This window comes from Actinoplanes sp. NPDC049548 (assembly GCF_040676695.1).
In the GTDB taxonomy this organism is placed as follows: Bacteria; Actinomycetota; Actinomycetes; order Mycobacteriales; family Micromonosporaceae; genus Actinoplanes.
The window spans coordinates 189,001-202,036 of the sequence record NZ_JBFAPM010000009.1; the positions used below are offsets into that span (position 1 = coordinate 189,001).

The window sequence follows — 13,036 nt, forward strand, 5'->3', positions numbered from 1 at the left end:
GATGATTAATTAAGCTAACTAATAGAAAGCTTCACAGCCCCGGATGTCAATACGTCGATCTTTTACGTCAGGCCCCCACGTAGTCCGCGAGGTGCTCGGCCGTCAGGGTGGAGCGGGCGGCGACCAGCTCCGCGGGGGTGCCCTCGAAGACCAGCCGGCCGCCGTCGTGGCCGGCGCCCGGGCCCAGGTCGATGATCCAGTCGGCGTGGGCCATGACGGCCTGGTGGTGCTCGATGACGATGACCGACTTGCCGGCGTCGACGAGGCGGTCGAGCAGGCCGAGGAGCTGCTCCACGTCGGCGAGGTGCAGGCCGGTGGTGGGCTCGTCCAGGACGTAGATGCCGCCGCTGCCGGCCATGTTGGTGGCCAGCTTGAGGCGCTGCCGCTCGCCGCCGGAGAGGGTGGTGAGGGGCTGGCCCAGGCTGATGTAGCCGAGCCCGACGTCGGCAAGGCGGCGCAGGATCGTGTGGGCCGCCGGGGTGCGTGCGTCGCCGGCACCGAAGAACTCCTCGGCCTCGGTGACCGACATGGCCAGGACCTCGCTGATGTCGCGGCCGCCGAAGCGGTACTCCAGGACCGAGGCCTGGAACCGTTTGCCCTCGCACTCCTCGCAGACGGTGGCGACGCCGGCCATCATCGCCAGGTCGGTGTAGATGACGCCGGCGCCGTTGCAGGTGGGGCAGGCGCCCTCCGAGTTGGCGCTGAACAGGGCCGGCTTGACGCCGTTGGCCTTCGCGAACGCCTTGCGGATGGGGTCCAGCAGCCCCGTGTACGTCGCGGGGTTGCTGCGCCGCGAGCCCTTGATCGCGCCCTGGTCGACCGAGACCACGCCGTCGCGGCCCGAGACCGAGCCGTGGATCAGCGAGCTCTTGCCCGATCCCGCCACGCCCGTCACCACCACGAGGACGCCGAGCGGGATGTCGACGTCGACGTCGCGCAGGTTGTGGGTGGCGGCGCCGCGGACCTCGAGCTTGCCCGACGGGGGGCGTACCGACGGCTTGAGGGAGGCGCGGTCGTCCAGGTGCCGGCCGGTGAGAGTGCCGGCCGCCCGCAGGCCGTCGACGGTGCCCTCGAACACCACCTCGCCGCCCTTAGTGCCGGCGCCCGGGCCGAGGTCGACGACGTGGTCGGCGATCGCGATCGCCTCCGGCTTGTGCTCCACCACCAGGACGGTGTTGCCCTTGTCCCGCAGCTGCAGCAGCAGGTTGTTCATGCGCTGGATGTCATGCGGGTGCAGGCCGATCGTCGGCTCGTCGAAGACGTACGTGACGTCGGTGAGCGACGACCCGAGGTGGCGGATCATCTTGGTGCGCTGGGCCTCACCGCCCGACAGCGTGCCCGACGGCCGTTCCAGGCTCAGGTAGCCGAGACCGATCTCGACGAACGAGTCGAGGGTGTGCTGCAGCTTCTCCAGCAGCGGCGCGACGGACGGCTCCTTGAGCTTGCGCACCCAGGCGGCGAGGTCGCTGATCTGCATGGCGCAGGCGTCGGCGATGCTGATCCCCTTGATCTTGGAGGAGCGAGCCGCCTCGCTGAGCCGGGTGCCGTCGCACTCGGGGCAGACGGTGAAGGTCACGACGCGCTCGACGAAGGCGCGGACGTGCGGCTGCATCGCGTCGACGTCCTTGGACAGCATCGACTTCTGGATCTTCGGGATCAGGCCCTCGTACGTGAGGTTGATGCCCTCGACCTTGATCTTCGTCGGCTCCTTGTAGAGCAGGTCGTTCAGCTCGCGCTTGGTGAAGGCGCGGATCGGCTTGTCCATGTCGAACAGGCCGCTGAAGATCCGGCCGTACCAGCCGTCCATGCTGTAGCCGGGGATGGTCAGCGCGCCCTCGTTGAGGGACTTGCTGTCGTCGTACAGCTGGGAGAGGTCGATGTCGGAGACCCGGCCCATGCCCTCGCAGCGGGGGCACATGCCGCCCGTGATGCTGAACTCGCGGCGCTCCTTGACGGTGCGGCCCGCGCGCTCCGTGGTGACCGCACCGGCGCCGCTGATCGACGCCACGTTGAACGAGAACGCCTGGGAGGAGCCGATGTGCGGCTTGCCCAGCCGGCTGAACAGGATGCGCAGCATGGCGTTGGCGTCGGTGGCGGTGCCGACGGTCGAGCGGGGGTTGGCGCCCATCCGCTCCTGGTCGACGATGATCGCGGTGGTGAGCCCCTCGAGCACGTCGACGTCCGGCCGCGCGAGCGTCGGCATGAAGCCCTGCACGAACGCGCTGTAGGTCTCGTTGATCAGCCGCTGCGACTCCGCGGCGATCGTGCCGAACACCAGCGAGCTCTTGCCCGATCCGGAGACCCCCGTGAACACGGTGAGGCGCCGCTTCGGGAGCTCGACGCTGACGTCCTTGAGGTTGTTCTCGCGCGCGCCGTGCACCCGGATCAGATCGTGGCTGTCGGCGACGTGCGCCCCGCTCATCGTGTCCATGGCGCACACGCTAGCGGCGGTCCGGCGGTCCCCGCTTCTCGATTCGTGATCGGCACGCCGTGGCGCCGGCTCAGGACTCCCGGACGATCGCCTCCGCCACCCGGCGCAGCTCCCGCTGGTCCGGCACGAAACCGTCGGCGATGTCCCGGTGCAGTCCCGCCTTCGTCTCGTCGAGCAGCTCGGTGGCGACCTCGTCGACGGGCTCGCCCGCATACTCGTCGGAGACCCGGTCGGCCGCGGCCTGCAACGCCGAGGTGAGCTGCTCCTCCAACGGCCCGCGCAGCTTCTCCTCGACCGGGCCGAGGCTGTGCGGGTCCAGAGTGACGTGCGGCTCGACCATGACGGGCTCCCCCCGGTACGACTGCTGACGGCGCGACGCCCTTTACCCACGGGCGCCCCGCCGTCAAACACGTGGCGTCAGGACCTGCCCCGCTTCACTTCGAAGAACGTGGCGCTGCGGGCGAGCGGCACGACGGCGTCCCAGATCGCGAGCGCCTCCTCGGTGCCGGGGACCTCACCGATGATCGGGCCGTGGACGCCGCGCGCGGCACCCTCCACCATCAGCACGGGCGAGCCGATGTCCGGGCCCGCGGAGCCGAAGGCCAGCTCGTGCGACTCGCGGACGGCCTCGTCCCAGGACGCGTCGTCCAGGACCGTCTTCGGGTCGGCGATGCCGGCCGCCTCCGCCGCCTGCACGACGACGTCATCACTCAGCGGTACGCCGGCCTCGTGCGTCCGGGTCCCCAGCTCGGTGTAGAACGTCGCGATGTCGTCGTCGCGGTGGTCGGCGCGCAGCGCCTCGACCAGCCGCAGCGCCTTGCTGGACGCGGCCATCATCGGCTTGTACTGCTCGGGGACGTTGTCGCCGTTGAGGATCGACAGGCTGAACGCGCGCCAGCGCAGGGTCACGCCGCGCTCGGGTGCCACGCCGACCAGCCACCGCGAGGTGCGCCAGGTGAACGGGCAGGCGGGGTCGAAGAAGTAGGTGGCCTCCATGACCCCGATCCTATGCGCGCTCAGCCGATCTCGCGGCTGCGCTGGTCGACACCGAGCGTCCCGTACGGGTAGTCGGGCGCGTGCAGGTCGCTCGCCGCGTCCAGCGCCGCGGTCTCCGCCTCGTCGAGGTGCAGGCCCGCGGCCCGCAGGTTGGTCTCGAGCTGCTCGACCGTACGGGCACCGAGGATCGTCGACGTCACCCCGGGCCGGTCGGTGACCCAGGCGAGCGCCACCTCGGCCATCGAGACCCCGCGCGCCTCCGCCACCCGCTGGACGGCGTCGATGATCGCCCAGGTGCGGTCGGTGCCGCGCCGCTCCCACGCCTCCATGCCGCGGCCCGGGTCCTCGCCGAGCCGGGTGGCGCCGGACGGCCGCTGGTCCCGCCGGTACTTGCCGGACAGCCAGCCGCCGCCGAGCGGGCTCCACGGCAGCAGGCCCAGCCCGGCGTCCCGGGCGGCCGGGACGATCTCCCACTCGATCTCCCGCACCAGCAGGCTGTACTGCGGCTGCAGCGTGACCGGAGCGGCGAGCCGCAGCTCGCGGGCGAGGTGGACGGCCTTGGTGAGCTGCCAGCCGGTGAAGTTGGAGAACCCGTAGTAGCGGATCTTCCCGGCCTTCACGAACCCGTCGAGGGTCTGCAGGGTCTCCTCGAGCGGCGTGACGGGGTCCCACGAGTGCGCCTGGTACAGGTCCACACTGTCCAGGCCCAGCCGGGTGAGCGAGGCGTCGAGGGCCCGGGTGAGGTGCCGCGCGGACAGGCCGAGGCCGTTCGGGTCGCCGGCCATGGCGAAGCGGCCCTTGGTGGCCAGCACCATCCGGTCGGTCAGGTCGGCGGGGCGGTCGGCGAACCAGCGACCGATGATGCGCTCGGACTCGCCGGCGGCGTACACGTCGGCGGTGTCGATCAGCGTGCCGCCGGCCTCGGCGAAACGGTCGAGCTGAGCGTGGGAGACGTCCTCCGCGGCCTCGGCACCGAAGGTCATGGTGCCGAGGCAGAGGCTTGATACGGCGCAGCCGCTGCGCCCGAGGGTGCGGTACTCCATCAATGAAGTATGACCGGAGTGGCGGCGCGCTCGCCGTTCTGGTCGTCGAGCAGGTGCGACTGTTCGCGCTTGCGCGGCAGGAAGAACGCCGGGATGAAGGTCACCATCACCAGGGCGAAGCCGACCCAGAACGTGGTGCCGAACGAGTCGGCCACGAACTCCAGGCCGCGCTGCAGCAGGCCGGGCGGGGCCGGGAACTGCTGAGCCAGCTGGGGGTTCTGCTGCACGGCGATGGCCAGGCCCGCCTCGGTGACCGGCTTGTGCGTCTGCGGGTCGACGACGCCCGGGATGGCCGGGGACTCGTTGAGCTTGCTGGTCAGGATCACCGACATCAGCGCGGAGCCGACCGAGCCGGCGATCTGCTGCAGGATGTTCAGCAGCGTGGAGCCGCGCGCCACCTCGTGGTGGGTGAGGGTCTTCAGCGCGGACGTCATGATCGGCATCATCGTGCCGCCCATGCCGAGGCCCATCACGAACAGCGAGCCGCACAGCAGGACGTACGAGGTGTCCGTGCCGACCTGGGTGAACCCGAAGAAGCCGGCCGCGATGAGGACCAGCGCGAACGGCACCGTGCGGCCCACCGGGATGCGGTCGGCGAGCATGCCGGCGATCGGCATGGTGATCATGGCGCCGATGCCCTGCGGCGCCATGAGCAGGCCGGCGTCCAGGGTCGACTCGCCGCGCACCTGCAGGAAGTAGCTGGGGAACAGCAGCCCGGCGCCCATGAAAGCGATCATGAAGACGGCCATGGTGATGGAGGCCACTGAGAGGTTGCGGTTGCGCAGCAGGCGCAGATCGAGCAGCGGGTGCGCCGGCTTGAACGAGTACAGCACGAAGCCGATCACCAGCAGGGCGCCGGCGAGCATGGGCAGCCACACCCGGGTGGCGGTGATCGTCTCCTCCTGGGGCAGCGACGAGACGCCGAACAGGAAGAGGGCGAGGCCGGGGGAGAGCATGAGCATGCCGAGGAAGTCGAAGGACTCGGACGGCTCCGGGGCGTCCTTCGGCAGCGCCCACGCGGAGTAGAGGAGGGCGATCGCGCCGATCGGCAGGTTGATAAGGAAGATCCACTTCCAGCTCGCGATGTCGATGAGCCAGCCGCCGAGGATGGGACCGCCGATCGGGCCGAGCAGCATCGGGATGCCGAGCACCGCCATGAGCCGGCCGATCCGCTCCGGCCCGGCGGCCCGCGTCATGATCGTCATACCGAGCGGCATCAGCATGCCGCCGCCGAGACCCTGCAGCACCCGGTAGCCGATGAGCTCGCCGATCGAGTCCGCGGTCGCGCACAGACCGGAGCCGAGGGTGAACAGCAGCAGCGCGGTCATGTAGAGCCGCTTAGTGCCGAAGCGGTCGGCCGCCCAGCCGGTGAGCGGGATCACTGTGGCCAGCGCCAGCGTGTACCCCGTCATGGTCCAGGCGACCACGGCGTACGACGTCTGGAACGTCGTCTGGAACGTGGGGAGGGCGACACTCACGACGGTCACGTCGAGGATCGACATGATCGCGCCGAGGACGACCACGCCCGCGATCTTGAGGACGGCAGCGTCGAGCTTGCCCGGGGCTGCCTCGGGTTGACTGGTCACAGCGAGATCTCCTGGTGGGGCGGCACACGGGTCCCTGCCATTGTCAGGGCTGGAAGATCGGCTGTGGTCCGGGGGGCGAGAACTCGGCGCTGACGGCCGCGCTCGATCGTCTGTTTGCGACCACGGCGTCACCGCCGTCCCCCGTCGGCCACGATCACTTCCGCGGGCCACCCTGCCCGGTGTCCGGGGGGAAGGCAAATCCTTTTGCCGTACGCGCAAAGCCGCCTCGGAGAGACCCCCGGGCTACCGGCTCCGGTGGCACGGTGTGCAGTACCGGGCGTGCGGCTGGGCGCGCAGGCGGCCGAGGGGGATCGGCCGGCTGCACTCCTCGCACCTGCCGTAGGTGCCCTCCGACATCCGTCGCAGCGCGTGGGCGGTGTCGGCGATGCCCTGCCGGGCTGCCGCCGCGGACGCCTCGAGGGTCCGGTCGTCGTAGCCGCCGCGGCGGGGCAGCCGGGCGGACACGGTCAGCTCGGTGAGCCGGTGGGTGTGCAGCGTGAACTGCTCCTCGAGCATCGTCTGCAGCAGGGTCCACGACTCGCCGTCGCGTCGTTCCGTTGCGGTGGTCATCGATGTCCTCCGGGCGGGCTTCAGCGCAGGGCGGGATGGCGTGCCAGCGACATGGCGGCCAGGCCGGCGCCGTTGAGCGCGGCCGTGCGGGGGGACGCTGCGCGGTGCACGCGTACGCCCAGCGCCGCGGCGAGATCGTCGTGGGAAGCGCCGTCGCCGACCAGCAGGATGCCGCGGGCCAGTGCGGCGGTCACCTGCCGGGCGTGCGGACCGGCGCGCAGCTCGTCGATGTGGCGTACGACGATGTCGCTGATCAGATCGACGGTCGCGCCGCGGGTGAGGTCCCGGGTGCCGATGTCGGCGCGGCGGCCGGCGCTGAGCCGACCGTGCTCGAGCAGCGCGGTCTCGGTCAGTTGCGCCCCGACGTCGGCCACGAGCAGGGTGCCGGCCGCGGCGCCGGAGCCGATGGCGGCCGCTCGGACGGTGTCCATGAGGACCAGCCGGGCGGGCGCGAAGACGGTCTCCAGGACTCGGCGCATGACGAGCTGATCGGCTGTCTCGGCGAGCACCGGCCGGCACGCCACCACGACGCCCCCGGCGGGCACCGGCTCGGAGTAGCGGCGGACCAGGTGCATCAGCTGTGCTTCGCACCCCTCGGGGTCGACGATGCGGCCACGCCGTACCAGGGATCCGTCGCCGCAGTCACCGCTGACCGTGCCGCGGCGGGCCGCCCACAGGCCGATGGCGTTGCTCCCGAGATCGACGGCCACTGCCGGGTATGACGAGAACACGACGACCCCCTTCTTCGTGGGAGTTTCCATCGTGCTTCGGTGAGCAGCCGGGCCGCAGTGGCGGGGACCGGAGAAGAACTCGCGTCCTCCTTGCCGACGTCCGGCAACCTCACACCGAGGGCAGCGGCTGCCGGGGCCAGCTCAGCGCCCTGGCCCCCAGCGTGGCCGCATGCAGCGTGAACCGGTCGGTGGCGTCGGCCGGGTCGTAGCCGGTCAGCTTGCGGACGCGCGCCAGCCGATAGGTGACGGTGCGGACCGACACGTGCAGCCGCCGGGCCGTCTCGGTGGCCACCCCGCCGGTGTCGAAGTACGCCGCGAGCGTCTCCAGCAGCGGCTCGGCCCCGCCCCGGGAGCGGCTCAACGGCTGCAGGACCGCCTGCACCAGGTCCACCATGGCGGGCTGGTCCCGCAGCAGCACCCGGTAGACGAGCAGGTCGTGCGCGCCGACGACCTCCCGCTCGAACTGCAGCCGCTGCGCCATCGTCAGCGCCTCCCGCGCCTCCTCATAGGACCGCGCGATGCCGTACAGGCCCGGATGCGGCCGGCCCACCGAGACGCGCCACGGCCCGCCGCGACGCAGCCTGCTCAGCTCGGCGTGCATCAGCTCGCCCACCCGCACCAGCCGGTCCGGCGAGGCGCCCGCGGCCGGCTCGGCCGGCGCGATCACGACGAGCAGGCCCTCCTTGGTGGCGACGAGGACGTCCCGGTCGCCCAGCCGGTCGAAGATCACCGCCTCGAGCGCGCTGATCGCGGCACCGGCGTCCGGCAGGCGCCGGCTCGGCGCGGCCAGCGCCACCTGATGCCCGCGGGTCAGGTCCAGGCCGAACGGCTCGGCCCGCTGCACCAGCCCGCCGAGGTCCGAGTCACCCCGCAGCAGGTCGTCGACCAGCTCCCGGCGCAGTGTCTCCTCGCGGCGCACCAGCTCCCGGCGGGCGGCGGCGTAACCCTCCGCCAGCGTGGCCACGGCGTCGTCGATCACCTGCAGCACCGCGTCGGCGGCCCCGCGGACCACCTCGCTGTCGGGGGACCGCACCAGCAGCGGAAGCTGCTGCCACAGCCGCCGGGCGGCAGACAGGTACAGCTGCACGGCCTTTCCGGCCGACACCCCCTGCTCGGCGGCGTGCCGGCCCAGGCGGCTGACCGCCTCGAGCTCACTGCGCTTCGGCCGGCGCCCCGACACGGCGGCGTCGACGAGCAACGGCAGATAGTCACCCAGCAGCTCCACCGGCACACCACCGGCATCCTGACCGGCGGCCCGCGCCACCTCGGCCAGCCACTCGGCATCCGCCGCATGTCCGCGCCGGCGCGCGCCATCGTCAGCCACGCCGTACCCCTTCGTCGCCGAACCGTCAGGTTATCGGCCCGCCCGCCGGAAAGAGACGGTGCCGGACCGGCAGCGCTGCGGCGCCGACGGGCGACGGGGGCGCAGGGTCCGTCGGTGACGCTGCCGTCAGCCGGGGGCCGGCGCGGCGGACGGCCGGGGAGGGCAGGAAATCCCGGCCGCGGTCCGGCACCTGCGACATCCGTCATCACCCGCTGGGCCGGGTACGATGCCGTCATGAGCGCAGAGACGGTCGGCAGATCGATGCCATCGGTCGTGACGCTCGACGACCTCACCGCGATGATGGCGGCGGACGAACACCACCGGTACGAGATGAGCCCCGAGGGAGTCCTCTCCATCATGCCGCCGCCGGGGTACGCCCATGCGATCATCGCGACCCGCCTGATGGTCTGGCTGGCCACCGGCGGGCTCCCGGCGGACCGCATCGCACAGGCCGTCGGACTGCGTATCCCAGGGCCCGAGGGCGGAGTCGGCGGACGGATCCCCGATCTGGTCGTGTGGACGAAGGCCCAGACCGACGGTGTATGGCTCCCGGTCACCGACGTACTCCTCGTGGTCGAGATCATGTCGCCGGGTTCGGAAGGCACAGATCTCGTGACCAAGCGCCGTGAGTACGCCGGCGCGGGAATCCCGCAGTACTGGGTGGTCGACCAGGACTCGGCTCAGACGGTCACCATGCACCACCTGGACGGAGACCAGTACGCGGTGCGCGCCACCATGCCGCTCGCGTGGCTGCTCAACACCGCGCTGGAGGAGCACGGCCTCGTCTGACGGCTTCGTCAGGCCGGCTCGGGTTCGCCCGCCGGGACGGAGCCCGGGTCGTCCGGGCCCGGCATCGGCTCGACCGGCGCCGGCGGCAGCGTCTCCGGGGTGTCCGGGGACAGCTCGCCCGGGTCGTCGGGTACGGGCTCGCCGGGGTCGATCGGCGGGTACATGTCGGGGTCAGGTCCGGGTAGCACCATGGTCAGCACAGTGCCCGCCGCGGCACGTCGGCAATCATTCCGGCAGGTCGGCGGCGAGGGCCGCGGCCAGCAGGGTGTGGAGCCTGGCGGCCCGGCCGGGGTGGCGATGGGCGGTCCAGGCGACCCGGCCGCGCAGGTACGCGCCGAAGTCGTCGTGCCGTTCCCGGTTCGCCGCCTCCAGGCCCCGGCGCGCCGCGTCGTGCAGCATCGCTCGCAGGCGGTCGTACTCGCTGCGGGCCACGGCCGGGTGGTCGTTCACCACCAGGCCTGCCAGGCGCTGGCGGTCGCCGCGGCCGCGGATGCGCGTCTTGGCCGGGTTGACGCGGAAGCCCTCATCGGTGATCACGGCCGTTGCCGCGTCGATCAGGCGGCCGGCTTCGGCGCGGCGCAGGTCTCCCGAGAAGGCCAGGTCGTCGGCGTACCGGGTGTAGCGGGCGCCGAACCGGCCGGCCAGCCCGGTCAGCCGCCGGTCGAGGCGGTACGCGACCAGGTTCGCCAGCGCTGGTGACGTCGGCGCGCCCTGGGGCAGGTGGGGTTGGCGCAGCAGTGCGGCGCGGTGCGGGTCCGGTGATCGGCGCAACACCGCCGCCGGAGTGCGGGTCGTCATCAGCGCGGTGAGGGTGTGCGCGACGGGTTCGGGGAAGCCCGCGGTGCGGAGCAGGCCGTGGATGCGCCCCGCGGTGATCGAGCTGAAGAACGTGGCCAGGTCCATTCTGATCACCAGCCGCTGTCCGGCGTGCGGGGTGGCGAAGGTGTGCACGCCGTGGCCGGGGACGAAGCCGTGGGCGGCCGGGTGGACCGGGAGGCGGCCGAGGACGTCGTCGAGGAGGCGGCGCTGGAGGGCGCGGAGGCGGGGCTTCGGTGCCTCGATGAGCCGGTGGGGCAGCCAGGCGTACCGGTAATGGCGCAGGCGTTCGTCGCGGGCGTGGCGGTTGAGCTGGCGGCGGTCGGCGAACCAGTCGAGGTCGTCGCCGCTGAGGTCGAGGAAGGCGGCGAGCGCCGCCAGGTCGTCGATCGGCGGGGTGTCCCAGCGCATGCGCACGACCCGGACTCCGGTGGCGCGGCGCAGGAGGACGGCATGGCGCCGGACGCGCCGCACCCCGGCGGGCGTTTCGAGCGCTGCGAGGAAGGCGGCGAGCTCGCGGGGCCGGTCGGCCGGGGCATTCCGGTACGCCCTCAGCACCGCGGTCACCACCGGCCGCAGCCACTCGGGCCGGCTGCCGAGCACCGCGGTGCCCACGCGGACGAGGTGGCCGGGGCGCCAGCGGGTGGTGAGGAAGGCGTCGGCGAGGGCGGACGACACCCGTACCGGTGGAGCAGCGTGTCCCGACGATGCCCGGTCGTGCCTGCGCTGTCTCGCGCGGAGCGCGGCGGCGCGCCGGCGATGCGCTGCGTGGCTCACTCTCTCGCCCCCGGGGGTGCCCCGGAGAGACCATCGGCGTACCGGTGGTCGAGCTCGGGACACGCTGCCACCGGGAGCCGAATGTACAGGGTCGGTGGTCCAAGAGGAGGCTCTCGATCCGCTTGAACCACCGACGTCCTATGCGCTACCCGCTCACTGCCGGACTAATCACCCGGGAGAGAAGTGGTGGGAGAAGTTCCGCGAGGACGCTGAGGCCGTCCGCGCTGAGCACCGACTCCGGGTGGAACTGCACGCCCGCGAAGCCCGGCCCGCGCAGGGCGTGGACGCTGCCGTCCGGGTCGGCGGCGATCTCCACGCCCGGCAGCGGCGCCGCCAGGGCCGTGAAGCTGGAGTAGAAGCCGACCCGGCGCGTCGTGCCGAACAGGTCGATGTCGCGTGCCATGCCCTGGTAGGTGGCCTCGCGCCGGCGCAGCCGCAGGCCGAGGGTGGCGGCGAGGATCTGGTGGCCCAGGCACACGCCGAGCAGCGGTCGGCGGCGGGCGAGCAGGTCGGCCACCAGGCCGCGCAGCATGACCATCTTGGCGTCGTCGGAGGCCGGGTCGCCGGGGCCGGGGCCCGCGATGACCAGGTCGGCTTCGGGCACCGCGGTGACGGTCCACGGCACCACGGTGACGGCGAGGCCGAGCGCCCGCAGCTGGTGGGCCAGCATCGCGGTGAAGGTGTCCTCGCCGTCCACCACGACCGCCGTGCGGCCGTCGAGCGCCGGGACGGTCAGGGCGCCCGGGCGCCGCTGGTCGAGCCAGAAGCGGGCGAGGCCGTCGTTGCGGGCCGCCAGTGCCGCCCGGATCTCGGGGCTGTCGGGCTCCGGGCGTACCGTCGTCTTCCTGGACCGGGTGGCACCCAGCGCGGCCAGGACCCCCGCGGCCTTGGTGTGGGTCTCGGCGATCTCGCCGGCCGGGGTCGAGTGCCGCACGAGCGTCGCGCCGACCGGCACCCGCAGCCGGCCCTCGGGGGAGATCTCCGCGGTGCGGATCAGGATCGGCGCGTCGAGGGTCTGCCGGCCCTCGTCGTCGTGCCCGAGCAGGGCGAGCACCCCCGAGTAGTAGCCGCGCCCGCGGCGTTCGTGGCGGGCGATGACGCGGCAGGCGTTCTCCACCGGGCTGCCGGTCACGGTGGGCGCGAACATGGTGGCGCGCAGCACGTCGCGCACGTCGAGGGAGCCGCTCCCGGCGAGCAGGTACTCGGTGTGGGTGAGATGCGCCATCCGCTTCAGGTACGGGCCGACGACCTGCCCGCCGTGCTCGGCGACCGCGGCCATCATCTTGAGCTCCTCGTCGAGCACCATGTAGAGCTCGTCGGTCTCCTTGGGGTCGGCGAGGAAGTCGAGGAGGTCCCGCTCGCCGTCGTGGCGGAAGGTGCCGCTGATCGGGTTCATCATGGTCAGCCCGTCGGCGACGCTGACGTGCCGTTCCGGGGTGGCGCCGACGAGCGTACGGGTGCCGGTGTGCACCAGGAACGTCCAGTACGCCCCCTGCTCGCCGGTGAGCAGGTTGCGGAACGCCGCCCGCGCCGCGTCGACCGGGTCGCCGTCGACGCCGGCCTCGAAGACCCGGTGGATGACGAAGTTGGCGCCCTCGCCCTGCCCGATCTCGTCGCGCAGCACCGTCTCCACCACCGTGCCGTAGTCCTCGTCGGTGATGTCGAAACCCTGGCCCGTCAGGCGCAGCGGGGCGGTGGGCAGGGAGGCGATCATCTCGGCCAGCGGAGTCGTCCGCACCGACCCGATGCGCAGGCATTCCAGCGGCGTGCCGTCGTCGACGCAGGCGAAGCCGCGCTCGGCCACCTGCCGGTACGGGATCAGGGCGAGCGTCTGCGGTCCGGTGCCGCCGGGCAGGGGGATGTCGGCGAGCGAGGGCACGGTGACGACGTCGCCGTGGAGGATCTCGACGTGGTCGGCGCCGTCGCGGTGCAGCAGGGCGAAGGGTTGCATGGGGTCCTCGATCTCGGCTGGG

At 72.3% G+C, this 13,036-nt stretch carries 12 protein-coding genes; 1 reads left to right on the top strand and 11 read right to left on the bottom strand.

Annotated features, from left to right (window positions below; translation table 11 throughout):
* Window positions 1-67 precede the first annotated feature (67 nt).
* From AB0J80_RS19880 to AB0J80_RS19915, 8 genes are all read right to left on the bottom strand, one after another.
* Complete coding sequence (locus tag AB0J80_RS19880) at window positions 68-2,431, bottom strand: excinuclease ABC subunit UvrA (RefSeq protein WP_364706728.1); 2,364 nt, start codon at window positions 2,429-2,431, stop codon at window positions 68-70.
* Window positions 2,432-2,501: 70 nt separating this feature from the next.
* Window positions 2,502-2,771 carry a hypothetical protein gene (locus AB0J80_RS19885; protein WP_364706730.1) on the bottom strand — a complete coding sequence of 90 codons (270 nt, stop codon included), beginning with the start codon at window positions 2,769-2,771 and terminating at the stop codon, window positions 2,502-2,504.
* Window positions 2,772-2,848: 77 nt separating this feature from the next.
* Complete coding sequence (locus AB0J80_RS19890; protein WP_364706733.1) at window positions 2,849-3,427, bottom strand: DsbA family protein; 579 nt, start codon at window positions 3,425-3,427, stop codon at window positions 2,849-2,851.
* 20 nt (window positions 3,428-3,447) lie between these two features.
* Window positions 3,448-4,470, bottom strand: a complete 1,023-nt coding sequence (locus tag AB0J80_RS19895) for an aldo/keto reductase (protein ID WP_364706734.1) — start codon at window positions 4,468-4,470, stop codon at window positions 3,448-3,450.
* Window positions 4,470-6,056 carry a DHA2 family efflux MFS transporter permease subunit gene (locus tag AB0J80_RS19900; protein ID WP_364706736.1) on the bottom strand — a complete coding sequence of 529 codons (1,587 nt, stop codon included), beginning with the start codon at window positions 6,054-6,056 and terminating at the stop codon, window positions 4,470-4,472. The genes AB0J80_RS19895 and AB0J80_RS19900 overlap by 1 nt, the downstream gene beginning before the upstream one ends.
* Window positions 6,057-6,299: 243 nt before the next feature.
* Window positions 6,300-6,626: a TraR/DksA C4-type zinc finger protein gene (locus AB0J80_RS19905; protein WP_364706738.1), complete on the bottom strand. Its 327-nt coding sequence runs from the start codon at window positions 6,624-6,626 to the stop codon at window positions 6,300-6,302.
* Window positions 6,627-6,646: 20 nt separating this feature from the next.
* Entirely contained in the window at window positions 6,647-7,387 is a 741-nt protein-coding gene (locus AB0J80_RS19910) for a cell shape-determining protein MreB (protein WP_364706741.1), read from the bottom strand.
* A gap of 79 nt (window positions 7,388-7,466) precedes the next feature.
* The gene (locus tag AB0J80_RS19915; protein ID WP_364706744.1) at window positions 7,467-8,681 is read right to left on the bottom strand and encodes a helix-turn-helix domain-containing protein; all 1,215 of its coding nucleotides are present in this window, start codon (window positions 8,679-8,681) and stop codon (window positions 7,467-7,469) included.
* A 234-nt stretch (window positions 8,682-8,915) separates the two neighbouring features.
* On the opposite strand from AB0J80_RS19915, the gene AB0J80_RS19920 reads away from it, so the two are divergent.
* Window positions 8,916-9,470 carry a Uma2 family endonuclease gene (locus AB0J80_RS19920; RefSeq protein ID WP_364706747.1) on the top strand — a complete coding sequence of 185 codons (555 nt, stop codon included), beginning with the start codon at window positions 8,916-8,918 and terminating at the stop codon, window positions 9,468-9,470.
* Between the two features lie 8 nt (window positions 9,471-9,478).
* On the opposite strand, the gene AB0J80_RS19925 is transcribed toward AB0J80_RS19920, so the two are convergent.
* The 3 genes from AB0J80_RS19925 to AB0J80_RS19935 form a co-directional block, all read right to left on the bottom strand.
* The gene (locus AB0J80_RS19925; protein WP_364706749.1) at window positions 9,479-9,661 is read right to left on the bottom strand and encodes a hypothetical protein; all 183 of its coding nucleotides are present in this window, start codon (window positions 9,659-9,661) and stop codon (window positions 9,479-9,481) included.
* Between the two features lie 34 nt (window positions 9,662-9,695).
* On the bottom strand, window positions 9,696-10,964 hold the full coding sequence (locus tag AB0J80_RS19930; protein WP_364706751.1) for a reverse transcriptase family protein: 1,269 nt from the start codon (window positions 10,962-10,964) through the stop codon (window positions 9,696-9,698).
* Between the two features lie 244 nt (window positions 10,965-11,208).
* Window positions 11,209-13,014, bottom strand: a complete 1,806-nt coding sequence (locus tag AB0J80_RS19935) for an anthranilate synthase family protein (protein WP_364706754.1) — start codon at window positions 13,012-13,014, stop codon at window positions 11,209-11,211.
* Window positions 13,015-13,036: the final 22 nt, after the last annotated feature.

What these genes read in the sequence shown, in the direction of transcription:
- AB0J80_RS19880 (WP_364706728.1), bottom strand. Translation starts at nt 2,431, where the DNA reads ATGGACACGATGAGCGGGGCGCACGTCGCCGACAGCCACGATCTGATC.
- AB0J80_RS19885 (WP_364706730.1), bottom strand. Translation starts at nt 2,771, where the DNA reads ATGGTCGAGCCGCACGTCACTCTGGACCCGCACAGCCTCGGCCCGGTC.
- AB0J80_RS19890 (WP_364706733.1), bottom strand. Translation starts at nt 3,427, where the DNA reads ATGGAGGCCACCTACTTCTTCGACCCCGCCTGCCCGTTCACCTGGCGC.
- AB0J80_RS19895 (WP_364706734.1), bottom strand. Translation starts at nt 4,470, where the DNA reads ATGGAGTACCGCACCCTCGGGCGCAGCGGCTGCGCCGTATCAAGCCTC.
- AB0J80_RS19905 (WP_364706738.1), bottom strand. Translation starts at nt 6,626, where the DNA reads ATGACCACCGCAACGGAACGACGCGACGGCGAGTCGTGGACCCTGCTG.
- AB0J80_RS19910 (WP_364706741.1), bottom strand. Translation starts at nt 7,387, where the DNA reads ATGGAAACTCCCACGAAGAAGGGGGTCGTCGTGTTCTCGTCATACCCG.
- AB0J80_RS19920 (WP_364706747.1), top strand. Translation starts at nt 8,916, where the DNA reads ATGAGCGCAGAGACGGTCGGCAGATCGATGCCATCGGTCGTGACGCTC.
- AB0J80_RS19925 (WP_364706749.1), bottom strand. Translation starts at nt 9,661, where the DNA reads ATGGTGCTACCCGGACCTGACCCCGACATGTACCCGCCGATCGACCCC.
- AB0J80_RS19935 (WP_364706754.1), bottom strand. Translation starts at nt 13,014, where the DNA reads ATGCAACCCTTCGCCCTGCTGCACCGCGACGGCGCCGACCACGTCGAG.